Origin of the sequence: Streptomyces sp. NBC_00576 (genome assembly GCF_036345175.1) — a bacterium.
Lineage (GTDB): Bacteria > Actinomycetota > Actinomycetes > Streptomycetales > Streptomycetaceae > Streptomyces.
The window spans coordinates 7,009,978-7,025,641 of record NZ_CP107780.1; the positions used below are offsets into that span (position 1 = coordinate 7,009,978).

Annotated in this window: 14 protein-coding genes; 7 read left to right on the top strand and 7 right to left on the bottom strand. The window is 70.6% G+C overall.

The genetic code is table 11. From position 1 onward, the window contains the following. Positions 1-15 precede the first annotated feature (15 nt). A complete protein-coding gene (locus tag OG734_RS30645) occupies positions 16-3,480 on the bottom strand; it encodes a BTAD domain-containing putative transcriptional regulator (protein ID WP_330290670.1) in 3,465 nt (1,154 codons plus the stop codon). A 118-nt stretch (positions 3,481-3,598) separates the two neighbouring features. Here OG734_RS30645 and OG734_RS30650 point away from each other — a divergent pair, with 118 nt between their 5' ends. Continuing rightward, the gene (locus tag OG734_RS30650) at positions 3,599-4,180 is read left to right on the top strand and encodes a hypothetical protein (RefSeq protein WP_330290671.1); all 582 of its coding nucleotides are present in this window, start codon (positions 3,599-3,601) and stop codon (positions 4,178-4,180) included. 72 nt (positions 4,181-4,252) lie between these two features. Here OG734_RS30650 and OG734_RS30655 read toward each other — a convergent pair whose 3' ends face one another. Next, entirely contained in the window at positions 4,253-5,602 is a 1,350-nt protein-coding gene (locus tag OG734_RS30655) for an SGNH/GDSL hydrolase family protein (RefSeq protein ID WP_330290672.1), read from the bottom strand. Positions 5,603-5,798: 196 nt separating this feature from the next. On the opposite strand from OG734_RS30655, the gene OG734_RS30660 reads away from it, so the two are divergent. Continuing rightward, positions 5,799-7,208: a DUF445 domain-containing protein gene (locus OG734_RS30660; RefSeq protein WP_443064949.1), complete on the top strand. Its 1,410-nt coding sequence runs from the start codon at positions 5,799-5,801 to the stop codon at positions 7,206-7,208. Between the two features lie 73 nt (positions 7,209-7,281). Next, entirely contained in the window at positions 7,282-7,773 is a 492-nt protein-coding gene (locus tag OG734_RS30665; RefSeq protein WP_330290673.1) for a hypothetical protein, read from the top strand. Positions 7,774-7,788: 15 nt separating this feature from the next. On the opposite strand, the gene OG734_RS30670 is transcribed toward OG734_RS30665, so the two are convergent. After that, positions 7,789-8,259, bottom strand: a complete 471-nt coding sequence (locus tag OG734_RS30670) for a DUF2269 family protein (protein WP_330290674.1) — start codon at positions 8,257-8,259, stop codon at positions 7,789-7,791. A 94-nt stretch (positions 8,260-8,353) separates the two neighbouring features. Between OG734_RS30670 and OG734_RS30675 the strand changes: the two genes are divergently transcribed. Then, positions 8,354-9,304, top strand: a complete 951-nt coding sequence (locus OG734_RS30675) for a GlxA family transcriptional regulator (protein WP_330290675.1) — start codon at positions 8,354-8,356, stop codon at positions 9,302-9,304. Between the two features lie 117 nt (positions 9,305-9,421). On the opposite strand, the gene OG734_RS30680 is transcribed toward OG734_RS30675, so the two are convergent. Together OG734_RS30680 and OG734_RS30685 are read right to left on the bottom strand one after the other, a co-directional pair. Beyond that, entirely contained in the window at positions 9,422-9,730 is a 309-nt protein-coding gene (locus tag OG734_RS30680) for a hypothetical protein (RefSeq protein WP_330290676.1), read from the bottom strand. A gap of 89 nt (positions 9,731-9,819) precedes the next feature. Next, positions 9,820-10,245, bottom strand: a complete 426-nt coding sequence (locus OG734_RS30685; RefSeq protein WP_330290677.1) for a hypothetical protein — start codon at positions 10,243-10,245, stop codon at positions 9,820-9,822. Between the two features lie 73 nt (positions 10,246-10,318). Here OG734_RS30685 and OG734_RS30690 point away from each other — a divergent pair, with 73 nt between their 5' ends. After that, on the top strand, positions 10,319-11,077 hold the full coding sequence (locus tag OG734_RS30690) for an alpha/beta fold hydrolase (RefSeq protein ID WP_330290678.1): 759 nt from the start codon (positions 10,319-10,321) through the stop codon (positions 11,075-11,077). 91 nt (positions 11,078-11,168) lie between these two features. Then, a complete protein-coding gene (locus OG734_RS30695) occupies positions 11,169-13,232 on the top strand; it encodes an FAD-dependent oxidoreductase (RefSeq protein ID WP_330290679.1) in 2,064 nt (687 codons plus the stop codon). A gap of 72 nt (positions 13,233-13,304) precedes the next feature. Here the strand turns inward: OG734_RS30695 and OG734_RS30700 are convergent, their stop codons facing one another. Both OG734_RS30700 and OG734_RS30705 read right to left on the bottom strand, forming a co-directional pair. Then, positions 13,305-14,276 carry an NAD(P)-dependent alcohol dehydrogenase gene (locus OG734_RS30700; RefSeq protein WP_330290680.1) on the bottom strand — a complete coding sequence of 324 codons (972 nt, stop codon included), beginning with the start codon at positions 14,274-14,276 and terminating at the stop codon, positions 13,305-13,307. 163 nt (positions 14,277-14,439) lie between these two features. Continuing rightward, positions 14,440-15,201, bottom strand: coding sequence for an alpha/beta fold hydrolase (locus OG734_RS30705; RefSeq protein ID WP_330290681.1), 762 nt, complete (start codon positions 15,199-15,201; stop codon positions 14,440-14,442). A 201-nt stretch (positions 15,202-15,402) separates the two neighbouring features. Between OG734_RS30705 and OG734_RS30710 the strand changes: the two genes are divergently transcribed. Further along, on the top strand, positions 15,403-15,594 hold the full coding sequence (locus tag OG734_RS30710) for a hypothetical protein (protein ID WP_330290682.1): 192 nt from the start codon (positions 15,403-15,405) through the stop codon (positions 15,592-15,594). Positions 15,595-15,664 lie beyond the last annotated feature (70 nt).

A 15,664-nucleotide genomic window follows, 5' to 3' on the forward strand; every position in this document is an offset into this window, starting at 1 on the left:
GAGACAGCACGCCGGTCACGTCATGTCCGCGACGGCGACGCGGCTGTGCTCGTGATGGGCCTGATGGGCCTGATGGGCCGATTCCGCGAGGACGTCCGCACCGCACTGGGTGAACAGCGTCCTTGCCTGTACGAGTTGGGCCGGCGCGTCGGTAGGACGGTCGGAGGAGGACAGGGCGCTGCCCGCCGTCAGCCGGGCGGAGGCCTCGTAGAGCGGCATGCGGGCCGCGCGGAACACGTCGGCGGCTCGCAGCGCGGTGGATGCCGCGGCGGCGTCCCGCCGAAAGAGCTGGACCTCGGCGCGGGCGAGCAGGGCGAAGCCCGTGCAGGACGGGGGTCCGTCTGGAGGCACGGCCTCGGCAGCGGCATGTACCCAGCGCTCGGCGGCCGGGACATCGCCCCGCGCCAGCTCTGCCACGGCCAGGGTCCGGAGCCACAGCGGACGCATGGGGGCCTCGTATCCGGTGAGCCCGGGCCCGCCGCCGCCCTCGACCACGGTGCGGACACAGCCGGCCGGGTCGCCGGTGAGCAGCATGGCCTGACCGAGCAGCGCGATGACCGCCGACCGGTGTGAGTCCGGATCGGTGGCGGCCCGGGACAGTGACTCCTGACAGATCTTCAGCGCCCCGGCGCCGTCTCCTCGCCACATGAGCACCGCGGCGTTCACCACGGTGGCCAGTGAGCGGGATTCGTCGCTCCCGACCAGCGTGGCCGCCTCAAGTGCTTCGGCGGCGTACGCCGCCGCGTCGTCCAACCGGCCGAGCCACAGGTGGACGTAGGCAGCGGTCTCCAGCAGGTCGGCGCGGAAGACACTCTGGCCTGTGTGGCGACAGACTTTCAGCCCTTGTGCGATCCCGTGCAGCGCGGATTCGTAGCGGCCCTGGAACATCTGTGTCCAGCAGACGGTGACAAGGGTGTTGAGGTGGTCGGCCACCTGCTGGTCGCCGGTGTCGTCCAGCGCGTCGTGTGCCAGGTCGAGGTGTTCCGTCGATCGTGCGTGGTTCCCGGACATGACATGGGCCAGCGCCAGCAGGCCGTGCGCCTCGGCGATGCGCGGCGCGTCCTGATGGCGTTCCGCCGTGCGCAGGGCGCGTTTGGCCCAGTCGACGGAGGCGGGAAGGTCGGAGGTGCGCAGTGCGACGGCCGCGATCCCCAGGTGCAGGATCACGATGTCGGAGGCCGGCCGCCCGTTTCCGTTGGCCAGCTCCCGCAGCAGCAGGTCCCTGGCTTGCTGGTATCGGCCGAGCTGCCACTCCGCACGGGCGAGGGAGGCGATCGTGCGCGCCTGCAGGCCGTGCGCGTCGACAGGAAGGAGGGCAGCGGCCTCGCGCAGGAGGTCCCGGCTGTCCTGAAGCCGTCCGGCCAGACCCAGGGCATCGGCCTGCTGGAGCAGGAGTTCCGGTCGCGCCGGATGATGGCCGCCGAGCAGCCGCAGCGCCTCCCCGGTCCAGGAGGCCGAGGTGACCGGCGCGAGGGTCAGGACCTGACGTGCGGCTCGTACGAGCAGGTCGGCGGCTTCCGTGTCGCCCTCGCGGGCCGAGCGCTGGACATGGGGCGCTCGCGTGATCAAGGAGGCGCCGCGTGAGGCCAGGCTGTCGGCGGCCCGGCCATGGGCCTCGATCCGCCATCCGGCGCCGAGGCCCTGGTACACCGCCGCACGCACCAGCGGATGGCGGAACTGGAAGCGCCGGGTGACCTCCAGTTGTCGTACCAGATCCCGGTCCGCGAGTTCGTCCAGGGCCTCCAGCGCCCGGGTGTCCGCGATCCGCGCCACGGCCGCCGCCGTGTCCACGTCGAAGGTGTCGCCGAGCACCGCGGCGGCGCCCGCGGTGGCGCGTGCGGTGGCCGACAGGCCTTCCAGCTCCTGCTGGAGTGCGGCGCGTACCGACGGCGGCAGTCCGTCGGGAGTGGGCCCGGGGTCGGTGGGGGCCGGCGGCGGAGGGGTGCCGGTGCTGCGGGCCAGCGCCTCCAGATAGAACGGATTGCCTTCGCTCTCCTCGTACAGCCGGTCGAACTGCTCTTTTCCTGTTGCCGCGCCGCACAGTTCGGCGCACTCGGCCCGTGACAACGGCTGGATCTCGATCCTGGCCGACCGGCCCTCGGCCTTCGACCGGGACAGTGACGCGATCAGCCGTGGCGGGGCCTGTCGCGGCCGGTGGGCGAGCACGAGCAGCAGCGGGGTGCGCGGCGGGTGCCGTGCCAGATGGTCGATGAGCTCGACGGTCGCCGCGTCCGCGCCGTGCAGGTCGTCCAGCCCGAGCAGGATTCCCTCGGCGCCGCCCAGTGTCTCCAGCAGTGCCCGCACCGACCGGTGGAACCAGTGCCGCTCGGCGGTCACCGGCTTGGGTCCGTCGGGACACCAGGCGGACAGGGCGGGGAAGACCGCGCCCAGCAGGCCGAGCGGGAGACCGGACGATGCGTCCAGCGCGCCGAGGTGATCGTCCAGGGCGTCCACGAACACGCCGTACGGAGCCTGATCCCACTCCCCGCACCGCCCGGTCAGGACGGTCAGGCCCCGTCGGCGCCCTTGTTCGCCCACCTCAACGAGCAGCCGGGTCTTCCCGATGCCGGGCTCACCGACAAGTTCCAGCACTCCTGGCGTCCCGGCCACGGCGTCCTCGATCGCCCGTTCGGCGAGCGCGAGTTCCGTGGTACGTCCGACCAGTCGACCGACGGTTGTGCGGCGCCGCACGGCCACGGCGGCGGAGACCGGTACGGGGTCGGCGGCGGGGAGGTCGAGCGCGGGGTCGGTGGTGAGCATCCGCTGGTGAAGCAGCCGCAGCGGAGGACTCGGGTCGCAGCCGAGTTCGTCGGCCAGCCGTTGCCGGAGCCGCTCGTAGCTGTGGAGAGCGTCGGCCGGGCGGCCGCATCGATACAGGGCGAGGAGGAACTGCCCGGCCAGTCGTTCGTCCAGCGGATGCGCCTGCGCGCGGCGGGCGAGGTCGGCCAGCAGTTCGGTGTGTCGTCCGCGCCGTAACCGGATGTCGGTGCGCTCCAGTTCGGCCTCCAGGCGCTCCTGGTCCAAGGTGGTGCGCAGGGCGTTGGTCCATGGGGTGTCGAGGCCGGCGAGGGCGTCTCCCCGCCACAGCCCCAAGGCCTGGTCGAACACGGCTGCGGCCCGGTCGTCCTGTCCGGCCGCCCGGGCACCGGCCACCAGGTCGTGGAAACGGTGCAGGTCCACCGCCGCCCGCTCGACGTCCAGGACGTAGCCGCCGGATCGCCGGACGATGTCCGCGCCGTCCACGTCCGCCAGCGCGCGCCGGAGACGGGAGACATAGCCGTACAGGGTGTCCCTGGCGTGGCGGGGAGAAGAGTCCGCCCATACCCGGTTGACGAGTTCATCGACCGGAACGGATCGGCCGGCTTCCACGAGCAGCACCGCCAGTACGCACCGCTGCCGTGCGTGGCCCAGGTCGAGGAACCGGCCCTGCACACGCGCCTCGACGCTGCCCAGCAGTCCGAATGCCACCAGCCGGTTCAAGGTTTCCCCCAGATTCACCGCAGGCCCGCCCTGCACTGTCAGTCAGGAAGAGTGGCATGGGCATGGAGAAGAAGCCACGGTTGCCCTGCCTCGAACTGACCGAAGGAGACCTTGCGACATGCGGAAAATGCTTACCCAGGCCGGCCTCGCGCTCGGCGGAATCACCTTGATCGCAGGAACCGGGCTCGTCATGGCGCCGGCCGCCCAGGCCGAGGGCGCCTCGGCGGCACAGACGAAGGGGGTACAGGCACAGTTCGAGGGCAGGACGATCGACCTGTCGAAGGACTGGGGTGCCGCCAAGGCCTGCATGGTCTGGAAGGCGGCGGGCGGGGTCCAGTGCTTCCGCACCGCCAAGGAGCAGGAACAGACCGCCGCCAAGCTGGCGCAGCGCCAGACTCCGAGCGTGGCCGCCGCCTCCTGCTCCACCCCGCTGCGCCTGTACGAGCACGGCCAGTTCGCCGGTCGCGAGCTGTCCTTCTACGACCGCGGCTACTGGCAGAACCTGACCGACGCCAGATACAACTTCAACGACCAGACGTCGTCGTACCGGGTCGGCAGCTGCAACGCCCACCTGGCCGAGCACACCAATGGTTCCGGGTACTGGTACCCGGGCAACACCAACGCCTGGCACTCGGAGGGCACCATGTCCTCGGGGGCTTCGGGCTGGAACGACCGGATCAGCTCCATCTACAACACCTGACCCACACCGCGAGCGTGGCGGGGACGGGTTCACCCCGTCCCCGCCACGCTGCGACCCCACACGCACCCGCACTCACAACTGAGCCGGTGCCGCCCCCTTCAGCTCCTCCAGGTCGAACACCGCGGCCATCCGCGCGTATCCCTTGTCGCTCGGGTGCAGGTGATCCCCGGAGTCGTAGTCCGCCCGGAACCGCCGAGGGTCGTACGGATCCCGTAGCGCCTTGTCGAAGTCCGCGTACGCGTCGTACACGCGCCCCGCCCGGATCTCCGCGTTCACGGACTGCCGTAGCGCCTCCGTGGTCGCCGAATACCCGTGGAACCCCCCGAACGGCATCAGCGTCGCCCCGATCACTCGCAGGCCCCGCCGGTGCGCATCGGCCACCAGCTCACGCAGCCCGCCGACGATCGAGGCCGCCTGCAGGTCCTTGGGGTCGCGGGAGCGCAGGATGTCGTTGACGCCCAGGTCGATGACGACGGCCTTGACGTTCGTACGGTCGAGGGCGTCGCGCCCGAACCGTGTCAGAGCGCTCGCGTTGGGCGACGGCGTGCCGAGGCCGCCGGGCTGCAGGACGCGGTTGCCGCCGATGCCCTGGTTGACGACGCTGTAGTGGGGCACGTCCGCGCCGGACTCCGCCGCCGCGTGGAGCCGGTCGGCGAGGACGTCGGGCCAGCGGCTGTTGGTGCCCACGCTGGACGTGCTGCCGGCGGTGAGGGAGTCGCCGAGGACGACGACCGTGCCGTTGGCCTGGTTGCTGAAGACGTCCAGGGCGGTGACGTACCGCCAGGCCTCGATCCGCTCGGTGTAGGCGGTGGCGAAGGGGTCCTCGGTGCGGTCGCCCCGGGCGGCGTACGACATCTGCCGGGCGTGCGGATGGTAGGTGACCGGGCCGGACGGGATGGCGGAGTACGTCGTCACCAGGACATCGCTGTCGCGCGGGACGACGACCCCTACCGCGTCGCTGATGATCTGCTTCCCGGCCGGGATGGTCACCGAGGGGCTGCCGCCGAAGGTGAGCCGGCGCATGGTGCCGGCGTCGGCCGCGGCGCTGTTCTCGGCGGCGGCGACGGCTATCGAGGCGTGGGCGATGGTCAGGGGCTGCGTGCCGTAGAGGTTGGAGAGCGTGACGCGGGCACTCGTACCGCCGGCCGCGGTGTGCACGACGTTGCGCAGGGAGCGGCCGGCCAGGCCCTGCTTCTCGGTGCCGGGCTCGCCGTCGACCGGGGAGGCGGACCAGGTGCCGACCCAGGCGCCGGCGGACGCGGGGGCGACGGCGTTGCCCGTGTCGCCGCGGGCGCGGCTGAGGGACTTCGCCTGCTGGGGGGTGCTGTCGTCGAGGGTCGCCCCGACGTATATGGCGGTGGAAACGGCCACGACGAGTGTGATCATCGCGGCGAACAAGCCATAACCGTGGCGCCTGGTCATGGGGTGCGTGACTCCTAGTACGGCGGGGAGCGTGGGGGGCTCCGGTGGGCTGCGCCCATGATGCGGGATGGGCCTGTGAGGGTCGGCCGAATCGTTCGGACTGACCCCCTCCGGATATACGTGGGGAACTCCTGTTCCGTTCCGGGAGTAGGTCAAGAAGGGACAATGTGTGGGGGATCACTGAACGGTGGAGCGAATGGCACGCACGAAAACGGGATCAACCGGCGGGGCTGACGGGACCGGAGGGAAGCAAGGGGCTGACGTGACCGACGTGACCGAAGGGCAGCAGCGGACCCGTGCCGCGCCCGTCGTCGCCCCTGCCGGTACGGTCCCCGGCCGGGCCATGACCTCCTTCAGCCCCGCCGACGAGGAGCGCCAACGCGGGGTGCGCCGGATGAAACTCACCGCGACCGGACTGCTGGCCTTCGTCGCCGTCGTGTACGTCCTCGCCAAGTGGGCCGGTGAGCAGGGCGCCGGTGCCTGGACGGGGTATCTCGCCGCGGCGGCCGAGGCCGGCATGGTCGGCGCGCTGGCCGACTGGTTCGCGGTCACCGCGATCTTCCGCCGTCCCATGGGCCTGCCCATCCCGCACACGGCGATCATCCCCACCAAGAAGGACCAGCTCGGCGTCTCCCTCGGGGAGTTCGTCGGCGAGAACTTCCTCTCCCAGGACGTCGTACGGCAGCGGCTGCGGGCCGTGGGCATCGGCAGCCGCCTCGGTACCTGGCTGGCCGAGCCGGAGCACGCGGACCGCGTCACGGCGGAGCTGGCCACCGCCCTGCGGGGCGCGCTCACCGTCCTGCGCGACTCCGACGTCCAGGCGGTCGTCGGCGAGGCCATCACCCGGCGGGCCGACGCCCAGGAGATCGCGCCCGGCATCGGCAAGATGCTGGAGAAGGTCGTCGTCGACGGCGGCCACAGACGGGTCGTCGACCTGATCTGTGTACGCGCCCACGACTGGCTCGTCCTGCACGAGGAGGAGGTCATGGGCGCCGTGCAGGGCGGCGCGCCCGGCTGGACGCCCAAGTTCGTCGACAAGAAGGTCGGCGAGCGCGTCTACAAGGAACTGCTGCGCTTCGTCACCGAGATGCGCGACGCCCCCTCCCACCCGGCGCGCGGCGCCCTGGACCGCTTCCTCACCGACTTCGCCTCCGACCTCCAGTCCGACACGGACACGCGCGCGCGTGTCGAGCGGCTGAAGACCGAGGTGCTGGGGCGCGGCGAGGTCCAGGACCTGATCGCGTCCGCCTGGACGGCCGTACGCTCGATGATCGTCTCGGCGGCCGAGGACGAGCGCAGCGAACTGCGGCTGCGCGTGCGGGCGTCGCTGCTGTCGCTGGGGTCCCGGATGGCGGTCGACGCCGGGCTGCAGAGCAAGGTGGACGGCTGGGTCGAGGGCGCGGCGGTGTACGTCGTGACGACCTACCAGGGCGAGATCACCTCCCTGATCACGGACACGGTCGCGGGCTGGGACGCCGAGCACACGACGAAGAAGATCGAGGCGCACATCGGCCGTGACCTGCAGTTCATCCGCATCAACGGCACGGTGGTGGGCTCGCTGGCCGGGCTGCTGATCTATACGGTGTCGCGGGCGGTGGGGGTGTAGTCCGCGGATAGGTACCTGTACCTGAGTACGCGTACTCTGTCGGACCGTCTCCAGGCAGGTAACTCTCGTACGTATGACCGAGATAACGGGGAACGGCACCACCGGGAAGCTGCTCGGGCCGCTGGGGACACGTCCCTGGGCCGAGCGCTGGCTGACACGCGCACTCGGCGTCGCGGTCGCTTCGGCGTCGTACGTCGTCTGCGTCCCCTGGGACCTGCGCAACCGGGCGGAGAGCGCGGGCTCGACACAGGAGACGACCCCGGTGACGGGCGTCGGGGTCGCCGCCCTGGGCGTCCTGCTGCTGCTCCTGGCCGCCTACTTCGGTTACCGCGACAGCCGGGGCTGGCCGCTGCTGCTGATCGCGGTCCCTCCGGCGGCCCTGATGTACGCCTCCCTGCGCGCCCATCCGGGCCCACCCGACGGCTTCGCCAACGCCTGGCCCCTGACCTGGGCCTTCTTCACGCTGGTGATCGCGGCGGGGGTGCTGATCGCGGCGGGGGTGGGGCGGGCGTTCCGGGTGGAGGAGGAGTCGATGGAGGGGCTGGTGTCGGCCGGTCACAGGTAGGCGTGCGGTGTTCTGCTAGGCCCCGGTGGTGGAGCCGGGGCGGACGATCATCAGGACCGTCACCGTGGCCCACAGCAGGTTGAAGATGCCGGTGAACATGGCGAGTTGAACGGTCGTCGCCCGGTCCGCGCCGCTCGCGGCACCTTCGGCGACCGTCTCCTGGATGGTCTCCTGACGGGGCAGCACCAGCACCACCAGGACGATCGCCGCCGCCACCGTCAGTGCCATGGAGACGATCAGCCAGGCGTCGCCCATCACCCCCATGCTGCTCGCCGTGGCGATCCCGAACACGGGGACGGCGATGCCGATCCCGGCGTACACCCGGCAGATCCGGTGCAGGAGCCGTACGGTCTCCAGCGCCCGGGGATCGTCGGGCGCCGCGAGTGCCTTGCGGGCGCTGGGCGGGAACATGCTGGCCGCGACGGTGATGGGACCGACGGCGATGATCGCGGCGAGGACGTGGACGGCGAGCAGGAACTTGGTCACGGGACGACGCTAGGTGCGGGGGAGGGCACGCAGAAGTGGCGGTTTTGCCAGGGGTCAACAGATTCTCGCCAGGCCGGTTCTCTAGGCTCCTGCCATGCACACCGTCGCCGTACTGGCCCTTGAGGGCGTGATCCCGTTCGATCTCTCCGCGCCGATCGACGCGTTCGGCTGGGCGCGGCTGCCGGACGGGCGGGAGGCGTATCGCGTACGGGTCTGCTCGGTCGCCGACGAGGTGAGTGCGGGGCCGTTCAGTGTGCGGGCGCCGTACGGGCTCGACGCGTTGGCGGACGCCGACACGATCGTGCTGCCGGGCACCGCCGACCCGACCCTGCCGTTGCCGCCGGGGGTGGCCGAGGCGCTGTGCACGGCGGCGGCCGATGGGACACGCATCGCCTCGATCTGCGTCGGCGCGTTCCTCTTCGCGGCGACGGGCCTGCTGGACGGCCTGCGCGCGACCACGCACTGGATCGCCGCCGGGGACCTCGCGGCCAGCTATCCGAAGGTGACCGTCGACCCGAACGTCCTGTACGTCGACAACGGCCAGTTCCTCACCTCGGCGGGCGCGGCGGCGGCCCTGGACATGTGCCTGCACATGATCCGCACCGACCACGGCTCGGCGGTCGCCGCGCAGGCGGCCAGGATGTGCGTGATGCCCCTCGAACGGGAGGGCGGGCAGGCCCAGTTCATCGTGCAGGCCCAGCCGCCGGCCCCGGCGGGCGCGACGATGGAACCGGTACTGCGCTGGCTGGAGGAGCACGCGGACCAGGGCGACCTGACGCTGGCCGACATCGCGGCGCAGGCCGGCATGAGCGCCCGTACCCTGAACCGCCGTTTCCGGGAACAGACGGGCACGACACCCCTGCAGTGGCTGCACCGGGCGCGGGTGCGGCGGGCGCAGTACCTGCTGGAGACGACGACGCATCCGGTCGAACTCATCGCCGCCCGGACGGGGTTCGGGTCGCCGACGGCGTTCCGGGACCGTTTCAAACGGGTGGTCGGGACGAGCCCGTACGCGTACCGAAGGGCGTTCCAGACCACCGACTGAGCGCCCTTGAAGGGAGGACCGCAGGCCCCCCCTTCAAGGGGCGCGGGGAACTGCGCGACCAGCCACGACGGCGCCGCAGCAAAACTCACAGCCCCTCGCGGCCCCCCAGCGGAGCGTCTAGTGCCGGTCGGCGACGGCCCAGGAGGCGAGGGCGACGGCGCCGGCGACCCCGAACACGGCGGGCCAGGCGCCCACCTTCTTGGCCAGGGGGTGCGATCCGGCGAAGGCGGCGATGTACGCGACGGTCAGCGCCCCGGCGGCCGTCCCGCCCGCCTGCTCCTGCCACTGCTGGGCGGCGACGGTCCCCGCGACGGCCAGTACGGCCCCGCCGAGCTGCCGGCTCCTGCTCCAGCGGGCGGCGGCGTACCCGCCGACGAGCCCGCCGGCGGCCACGAACGCCGTGGGAACCTTGGTCGTCTTCGCCATGGTGGCCTGCCTCCTGCTGGGTCGGTCGTTCGGTGGTCGCGCGGTGGTCGTGCGGTGTCGAGAGGTGTCGTGCGGTTTACGGGGCGAGGCTAACCCGTGATCCTGGGCTCCCCGTCGGTCGGGGTGGCGGCCCGGCGGGCGCGCAGCTCGGCCTCGTACCCGGCGCCGATGGCCAGCAGCATCGCGGCCAGCGCGAATCCGAACGCGCCGGGATTGACGTACCCCGGCACGCGGTCGGCGACGTAACTCCCGCCGCCACGCGTCTCGCAGACGAACCGCAGCGGGACGTAGTCGATGCGGTAGTCGAGAGCCTCGGCCCCCTTCGCATGCGTACGGCAGGGCCGGACCGGCGCCGAGTCCGCACCGCCGTCCTCCGCCTCCAGCACCGCACCGAAGACCTGCAACAGCCCCCAGCAGTACAGCGCGAGCGCGAGGGCGCCGGAGAAGAGCGCGAGCCCACGGAGCCGCGCACCGCGATTCCGGTTCAGGTTCAGGTTCAGATGCAGGGGAAACAAGGCCGGTCCTGTCCGAATGTTCTGATTATGCTGATCGACTATGCCGGTACTGAGGACGACTGACGGTACAACCTTGGCGTACGAGGACCACTCCCCGTCCGTTTCCGGCGAGGGTCGGCCGGTTCTCCTCCTGCACGGACTCGCGGGTCACCGGGGCGAATGGGCCGATCTGCTGGGCCTGTTGCTGCCGGACGGGCACCGCGTGATCACGTACGACGCCCGGGGCCACGGCGAGAGCACGCGCGCCCCGCGGGACATGACGCGTGCGGTGAACGTACGGGACGCGGTGGCGTTGATCCGCGGACTCGACCTGGCACCGGTCACGTTGGTGGGCCAGTCGCTGGGCGGTCTGACGGCACTGCTGACGGCGGCGGCGCATCCGGAGCTGGTGCGGTCCCTGGTGCTGGTGGAGGCGGGACCGGATGGCCCGAGCCCCAACCTGCCGTCGGAGATCGCCGGTTGGCTGGACAGCTGGCCGACGCCCTTCGAATCCCCGTCCGCCGGGGCGGAGTTCTTCGGTCACGAGGCCTGGGGGAGGGGGCTGGAGCGGCGGGCGGACGGCTGGTATCCGAGGGTGGCCAAGCAGAGCATGCTCGCGGCGGTCGAGGAACTGGCCGTCCACGACTACTGGGGGGAGTGGAGCCGGGTGAGTTGTCCGCCGCTGGTCGTGCGAGGTGGCTCGGGCACGATGCGTGAGCGGGAGCAGACGGAGATGAGAGAGCGCCGGCCAGGGACGGAGACCGTCACCGTCCCGGGGGCGGGCCATGACGTACATCTGGATCAGCCGGGTCGCTTGTACGACGAGATGAAGGCGTTCCTCGCCTGCCGGTGACCAGCGGATCTCAGTGGTTCGAGTGGTTTGCGGTCCTCGTCCGTGTGAATGCGCTTACTCCGTACGGCCCATGCGCCAAGAGTGAAAGGTGATGAGCACACAGAACCTGAGCACCCAGAACCTGAGCACGCAGCAACAGAACCTGAGCACGCAGCAAAGCGAAGAGCAACTCGCTCCGAGTGCTTCACACACCGCCCAACCCGCACCGCCCTCGCGCCGCGCCGTGGTCACCGCGACCGGTGTCTCGGCGCTCGCCGCCGGGCTCGCCGTCGCCTCCGCCGCGCCCGCGACCGCGTTGAGCCCCGTCACCGCACCCTCGACGGCACCGGCCAAAGTGCCACCGCCCGGCATCGACCGCCAGGCGTACCGGACGGTCGCCCGCGCCATCGCCGTGTACGACGAGCACGACAACTCCCTTGTCCCGGGCTACCTCAGGGCCATCGAGAACGGCCTGCCCGCCGGCCGGGCGAAGGCCACCAAACGCGTCCTGGTCATCGGCGCCGGACCGGCCGGTCTGCTCGCCGCCGACCTGCTCAACCGGGCGGGCCACGAGGTCGTCGTGATCGAGGCCAACGGCAACCGAGTCGGCGGCCGTATCAAGACGTTCCGCAAGGGCGGCCATGAGAACGGCGAGCAGCCGTTCGCCGACCCCAGGCAGTACGCCGAGGCCGGGGCCATGCGCCTGCCCGACAGCCACCCGCTCCTCATGGCGCTGATCAAGAAGTACGACATCGCGCGCCAGGAGTTCTACCTGGTGGATGTGGAGGTCGACAACCCCGACCGGAAGGCCAACCGCACCTGGATCCACGTCAACGGCATCCACATGCGCCGAGCCGACTACGAGAAGCACCCCGAAAAGATCAACGACACCTTCGGCGTCACAGGACCCAACCGCACGAAGACCGCCTCCGCCATCCTCACCGAGGCCCTCAAACCCGCACGCCGGCTGGTCCAGGACAAGGAAGGAACCGCCCTCGTCAACGGGTGGATCACCGTCCTGGAGAAGTACGGCCACTGGTCCATGTACCGGTATCTCACCGAGGTCGCCGGGCTCGACACCCGCACCATCGACCTCATCGGCACCATCCAGAACCTGACCTCTCGGCTGCACCTCTCCTTCGTACACAGCTTCCTCTCCAGCGTGCTGATCGCCCCGAGCACCAAGTTCTGGGAGCTCAAGGGCGGTACGGCAGTGCTCGCCGACGCCCTGTACGCGCCGGTGAAGGCAAAGGTCAGGCTCGACCGGCGCGCCGTACGCATCGAACGCGTCGGCGGCAGCAACGGCGGCAAGGTGAAGGTGCACACCGTCTCGGAGGACTGTCAGACCGGCAAGGGGGGTGCCACCGAGGTCTTCGAGGGTGACGAGGCGATCATCACCGTCCCCTTCTCCGGACTGCGCCACGTGGCCTTCGACCCGCCGCTCTCCTACGGCAAGCGCCGGGCTGTCACGGAGCTGCACTACGACGCCGCGACCAAGGTGCTGCTGGAGTTCTCCCAGCGCTGGTGGGAGTTCACCGAGGAGCAGTGGCGGGAGACGCTGAACTCCATCGAGCCCAAGCTCTACGACAAGTACAGGGCGGGCACGGTCAGGGACGCCAGGCACCTCGGCGCGCACGGCTCGGTGAAGAACCTGGGGGTGACGATCCCCGAAGGACTCAAGGAGTGCTTCACCGTCTTCCGGCCGGGGCTCGGCCTGAGCGGCGAACCGGAGGCCGCTCATGTCCGGGGCGGCGGCTCGGTGAGCGACAACGCCAACCGCTTCATGTACTTCGAACACGCGAGCCCCATGGAGGGCAGCGACGGCGGCATCGTGCTCGCCTCCTACAGCTGGTCGGACGACGCCCTCAAGTGGGACGCGTTCGCCGACGAGGAGCGGTATCTGCGCGCGCTCGCCGGAATCCAGGCCGTTTTCGGCCGCCGGTGCGAGGTCTTCTTCACCGGCAAGTGCAGGACACAGTCCTGGATGCGCGACCACTACGCCTACGGCGAGGCTTCCGTCCTCTTCCCCGGCCAGCACGCGGAACTGTTCCCCGACGTCCCCACCTCCGAAGGACCGCTGCACTTCGCGGGCTGCCACACCTCCATCAAACCCGCCTGGATCGAAGGCGCACTCGAATCCGCGGTCCGGACGGCACTGAAGGTCCACACGGGCTGACATCGCATGGGCTGACAGGCATGGGCTGGCGACCCTGGTCCGCGCACCCTTCGTCGGCGCGCGGGCCCGGGCTCAGTCCGGCGGTACGACGGTGATGACCACGTTCCCGACCTTCTGACCGGTCTCGACATACCGGTAGGCGTCGGCGATCTCCTCCAACGGGTAACGCCGGTCGACGACCGGCCTGAACTCCCCGGCCTCCATCAGCTCCCCGAAGTACCGCACCATCGCCTGGTCCTGAGTGGGAAAGGGAAACTTCACCTTCCGGCCCCGGAACAGCGGCGTGACGAGCGGCAGGAGCAGGTTCTGCCCGCCGGGGCCCAACTCCGAGGACAGATACGCCCCGCCGGGCTTCAACAGCCGCCTGCACTGCCCGAACGTGCTCTTGCCGACGGCGTCGAACACCGCGTCGTAGCGCTGCTCGTCCCGGGTGAAGTCCTGCGCCGTGCGGTCGACGACCCGGTCCGCGCCGAGCCCCTTCACCAGCTCCACGTGTGCCCCGTCGCACACCGCGGTCACCGTGGCCCCGCGCTGCTTCAGCAACTGCACGGCCGCCGAGCCGATACCGCCGGTCGCCCCGTACACGAGGACGTCGTGCCCGGCCCCGACACCCGACTTCGTGATGAACGCCAGCGCGTAGTGCGCGCCCTCGGTACCGGGAGCGGCCTCCTCGAAGGTCACACCGGCCGGGACGGTCGCGATGGGCCCGTCGTGCGGAACCGCCAGATACTCGGCATGGGTTCCGAACGCGCCCTCGTTGTACCCGAACACCCGGTCACCGACTGAGAAGGACGCGACACCGCCGCCGACCGCCTCCACGGCTCCGGCGTACTCGGTGCCGAGCACGGTACGCCGTGGCCGGGTGAGCCCGGTGAGGAGACGCATGAAGAAGGGCCTGGCCGCCCGGTAGGCGCAGTCGGTCCGGTTGACGGTCGTCGCGTGCACCCTCACCAGAACGTCCTGGTCCCCGACCGGGGGCTTGTCGACCTCGACGACCCGGACGACGTCCGGCGATCCGTACCGGTTGTGCACGGCTGCTTTCATGCGCGAACCATATGTCCTGTGTCCAGGTTGGTGATCTCCCCGTGGCGGCGTCGGCGGTCGGAGAGGTGGGCAACGCGTCGGGACGATGTCCGGCTCCGCGGCCAGTCCCGGCTCGATGACCACGCCCCGCTCGACCGACTGATCACGAAGCACCTCTATCCCTCTATGTGAAGAACTCCGTCAACAACGGGACGAGTGCCTCGGCGGCGATGCCGTGGTCCTGTTCCTCGACGATACGTACGCGAGCATCCGGGACCGCCGCGGCGACCGACTCGGCTGATTTCGTTGCCCAGGGAGCGCTGTTGCCGCCCGCCATCACCAGCGCGGGTACCGAAATCCGCGACAACAGGTCAGTGGGGGCAAGGCCGTTGCCGCAGAGCAGGATGTCGTAGGCCAGCGTGTGCGCGATCGCCCGCATGGCGGGCCAGCCCGGGTCGGCCCTGACATGCTCGATGGCCTCGGCCGGCATCCCCGTCATCGACAGGAACTGCGCCGCGGCCTCGTCACGATGGCCGGTCGACGCCAGCTCCGCCAGCCGCGCCGCGATCGGCTCGGCCGGCCGCCCGCTGCCGGTGTACGGCGGCTCGTAGACGGCGAGTTTCCGTGCCGGCAGGCCGCGGGCGGCCGCTTCGAGCGCCAGTACGGCCCCTGAGGAGTGGCCGTAGACATACGCCGACCCACCGGTTGCCCTCACCACCGCGCCGAGATCCTCGACCTCCCGCTCCACCGCATACGTGGGGGAGTCACCGGAATCGCCGCGCCCCCGCCGGTCGTACCGATAAACGGTGTAGCCCACGAGTTCGGCCGCGAGCTTCACACTTGTGCCCCGGTCGCAGAACGCGCCGGTGACGATGACGAGAGCGGGGCCGCTGCCGGTCCGCTCGTACGCGATGGCGGTTCCGTCGGCTGACTGGACTTGCTTCATGGTTTCTCCCGACCAGACGGTCTACGAGTACGAACGGCAGACCGCCGGCAAGCCGAAAACTCATCGCTGACGCTGCGCTTCCTCGTCGGAGCCGAGGACCCGGACGCTGTCGAGCCCCCGGTCATCGAGCACTTCCACACGGAACATCTCGGGGAGGGACTGCGAACATTCCGCTATCTCCGGCAGGACGACACCCCCGAAGTGATCGCCGCACTCCGCTACGCCTGGCGCGACGAGGAAGTCGGCGCCGACGTGGTGCTGTGGACAGCCACCGACGACACCGCACGAGTGATCCGGGGCGCCCAGGACATCGAAGAGCTGGCGCACAAGGTGAGCGTGGCCGTCTGGAATCTCGAACCGGACGACGAGGAATCGCCGGATACGAAGTCGTAGAAACACCGTCAAGCTCTCGGGCTTCCGTGTCAGGGGGTGCTCCGCCGTTGCCCGGAGTGGCGGGGTCGAC

Excerpts from the sequence above, each read along its gene's own strand:
- OG734_RS30650 (WP_330290671.1), top strand. The coding sequence starts at position 3,599 with ATGCGGAAAATGCTTACCCAGGCCGGCCTCGCGCTCGGCGGAATCACC.
- OG734_RS30655 (WP_330290672.1), bottom strand. The coding sequence starts at position 5,602 with ATGACCAGGCGCCACGGTTATGGCTTGTTCGCCGCGATGATCACACTC.
- OG734_RS30660 (WP_443064949.1), top strand. The coding sequence starts at position 5,799 with ATGGCACGCACGAAAACGGGATCAACCGGCGGGGCTGACGGGACCGGA.
- OG734_RS30665 (WP_330290673.1), top strand. The coding sequence starts at position 7,282 with ATGACCGAGATAACGGGGAACGGCACCACCGGGAAGCTGCTCGGGCCG.
- OG734_RS30675 (WP_330290675.1), top strand. The coding sequence starts at position 8,354 with ATGCACACCGTCGCCGTACTGGCCCTTGAGGGCGTGATCCCGTTCGAT.
- OG734_RS30680 (WP_330290676.1), bottom strand. The coding sequence starts at position 9,730 with ATGGCGAAGACGACCAAGGTTCCCACGGCGTTCGTGGCCGCCGGCGGG.
- OG734_RS30695 (WP_330290679.1), top strand. The coding sequence starts at position 11,169 with ATGAGCACACAGAACCTGAGCACCCAGAACCTGAGCACGCAGCAACAG.
- OG734_RS30700 (WP_330290680.1), bottom strand. The coding sequence starts at position 14,276 with ATGAAAGCAGCCGTGCACAACCGGTACGGATCGCCGGACGTCGTCCGG.
- OG734_RS30705 (WP_330290681.1), bottom strand. The coding sequence starts at position 15,201 with ATGAAGCAAGTCCAGTCAGCCGACGGAACCGCCATCGCGTACGAGCGG.